Source organism: Algoriphagus aquatilis, from assembly GCF_042657405.1.
GTDB lineage: Bacteria > Bacteroidota > Bacteroidia > Cytophagales > Cyclobacteriaceae > Algoriphagus > Algoriphagus aquatilis.
On sequence record NZ_JBHSKS010000030.1, the window covers coordinates 1 to 2,500 of the forward strand.

Sequence of the window (2,500 nt, forward strand, 5' to 3'; positions counted from 1 at the left end):
AATGTGGCGGCGACCTACTCTCCCGGGAGTAACCCCAGTACCATCGGCGCTGCAGGGCTTAACTTCTCTGTTCGGGATGGGAAGAGGTGGGACCCCTGCGCTAGGCCGCCTAAATTGGAAGACTCAAGTACCAAGACTTAAGTATCAAGATGTCTTCATCTTGTCTTATGTCTATCCTCTTACGTCTAATATCTTATGTCTTTAACATATCTGGTAGAAACTGTAACAATCCTGTAGGTAAGCTTTCGGGCAATTAGTACTGCTCAGCTATGCCATTGCTGACTTTACACCTGCAGCCTATCAACGTCATCGTCTCTGACGGCCCTATATGGAAGTCTCATCTTGAGGGGAGTTTCGCACTTAGATGCTTTCAGCGCTTATCTCTTCCCGACGTAGCTACCCGGCAGTGCAGTTGGCACCACAACCGGTACACCAGCGGTCAGTCCAACCCGGTCCTCTCGTACTAAGGTCAGGTCCTCGCAAACTTCCCACGCCCGCAACAGATAGGGACCGAACTGTCTCACGACGTTCTGAACCCAGCTCGCGTGCCACTTTAATCGGCGAACAGCCGAACCCTTGGGACCTTCTCCAGCCCCAGGATGTGACGAGCCGACATCGAGGTGCCAAACCTCCCCGTCGATATGAGCTCTTGGGGGAGATCAGCCTGTTATCCCCAGCGTACCTTTTATCCTTTGAGCGACGGCCCTTCCATTCAGAACCGCCGGATCACTATACCCGTGTTTCCACCCTGCTCGGCTTGTCGGCCTTACAGTCAAGCTCCCTTATGCTATTGCACTCCTCGTACGGTTACCAAGCGTACTGAGGGAACCTTTGGAAGCCTCCGTTATCCTTTTGGAGGCGACCACCCCAGTCAAACTACCCACCAAGCAATGTCCCCCTCTAGGGGTTAGATACCAAGCAAACAAAGGGTGGTATTTCAACGGCGACTCCACAAACACTGGCGTGCCCGCTTCACAGTCTCCCACCTATCCTACACATCGTTTGCCCAGTACCAATGCTAAGCTGCAGTAAAGGTGCATGGGGTCTTTCCGTCCCGTTGCGGGTACACGGCATCTTCACCGTGACTACAATTTCACCGAGCTCATGGCTGAGACAGCGCCCAGATCGTTACACCATTCGTGCAGGTCGGAACTTACCCGACAAGGAATTTCGCTACCTTAGGACCGTTATAGTTACGGCCGCCGTTTACTGGGGCTTCGATTCAATGCGTCGCTTGCGCTAACATCCCCTCTTAACCTTCCAGCACCGGGCAGGTGTCAGGCCTTATACTTAGTCTTGAAACTTCGCAAAGCCATGTGTTTTTGTTAAACAGTCGCCTGGGCCTCTTCACTGCGGCCCCCTGTTACAGGGGCGCCCCTTCTCCCGAAGTTACAGGGCCATTTTGCCGAGTTCCTTAGCCATGATTCACTCGAGCACCTTAGGATTCTCTCCTCGACCACCTGTGTCGGTTTGCGGTACGGGTACTCATACGCTTAGCGCTAGAAGTTTTTCTTGGAAGCCCTTAGGATCACTATCCGATTGTCCGAAGACGCTCGGTACTTTCACGTTCGGCTAACCCTGCGCATTTAACTACAAGGCCAATACCTACCCGCTTTAACCCGGTATTCCGTCACCGGGCGGATCTTTCATCACTCCGTCACTCCATCACCTGTATGAATAGTATGGGAATATTAACCCATTGTCCATCGACTACCCCTCTCGGGTTCGCCTTAGGCCCCGACTAACCCTGATCCGATTAACGTTGATCAGGAAACCTGGGTCTTACGGTGGGCGGGTTTCTCGCCCGCCTTATCGTTACTTATGCCTACATTTGCTTTTCCAAAAGCTCCAGCACCCCTTACAGGATACCTTCGCCGCCGTTGGAATGCTCCCCTACCACTGCATTGCTGCAATCCTTCGCTTCGGTACTAGATTTGATGCCCGATTATTATCGACGCCCTGTCGCTCGACCAGTGAGCTGTTACGCACTCTTTAAAGGAATAGCTGCTTCCAAGCTAACCTCCTGGCTGTCTCTGCAACTGGACCACCTTTGTTCAACTTAATCTAGATTTGGGGACCTTAGCGGAAGGTCTGGGTTCTTTCCCTCTCGGACTGGGACCTTAGCACCCCAGCCCTCACTGCCGGTTCTATATGACGGCATTCGGAGTTCGTCAGGATTTGGTAGGATTTGACTCCCCCTAGTCCTATCGGTAGCTCTACCTCCGTCATACAATTCCCGACGCTGTTCCTAAAAACATTTCGGGGAGTACGAGCTATTTCTCAGTTTGATTAGCCTTTCACCCCTACCCACAGCTCATCCGGAAGCTTTTCAACGCTTATCAGTTCGGTCCTCCAGTTGGTTTTACCCAACCTTCAACCTGGCCATGGGTAGATCACTAAGTTTCGCGTCTACCCCCTCCGACTACATCGCCCTTTCAGACTCGCTTTCGCTCCGGGTACAGTACTTAATACCTTACCCTTGCCGGAGAGGAGTAACTCG

At 52.4% G+C, this 2,500-nt stretch carries 2 rRNA genes (1 of these 2 cut by a window edge); both read right to left on the reverse strand.

Going from position 1 to position 2,500, the window contains the following annotated elements:
- Position 1: 1 nt before the first annotated feature.
- Positions 2-113 (reverse strand): 5S ribosomal RNA (gene rrf, locus ACFPIK_RS18085).
- Between the two features lie 120 nt (positions 114-233).
- Positions 234-2,500, reverse strand: a 23S ribosomal RNA gene (locus ACFPIK_RS18090); it runs 601 nt beyond the window's last position.